The following is a 366-nucleotide window of genomic DNA, read 5'->3' as shown; positions in this document are numbered from 1 at the left end:
GGGTGTGGCCGTCGGCGTCGGATGCGGCGAGGCGCTTGGCGCCGGCCGTGCCGCCGGCACCGGCGATGTTCTCGACCACCACCTGCTGGCCGAGCGTGCGGCCCATATGGTCGGCCAGCAACCGCGCGATCACGTCGCTCGGTCCGCCTGCCGCAAAGGGCACGATCAATGTCAGTGGCTTGGTTGGAAATCCTTGCGCCGCCGCGGGCGCGGCAAGCCCTAGCGCCAGCAACCCCGCGAGTGCGAGGCGTCTCGTCGTCTTGGCAATCATTCATTTCCTCCGGTCGTGACGAACCGCTCTCCGGCGGCTTGGTATGGAACGGGCATGCCGCCCGCGCCTCAGCGCAGGTCGGAAAGGTAATGAGC

The 366-nt window shown here is 68.6% G+C and carries 1 protein-coding gene; it reads right to left on the bottom strand.

Annotation, left to right across the window (positions count from 1 at the left end; all coding sequences use genetic code 11):
- The coding region (locus AB4Y92_RS26630) for a tripartite tricarboxylate transporter substrate-binding protein (RefSeq protein ID WP_441822353.1) at positions 1–271 on the bottom strand (271 nt) is incomplete at its 3' end.
- Positions 272–366 lie beyond the last annotated feature (95 nt).

It is taken from the genome of Lysobacter sp. TAB13, assembly GCF_052113885.1.
Lineage (GTDB): Bacteria > Pseudomonadota > Gammaproteobacteria > Xanthomonadales > Xanthomonadaceae > Lysobacter > Lysobacter gummosus.
Note: the sequence above shows the minus strand (reverse complement) of the source record. Positions and strands in the feature narration are given on the sequence as shown.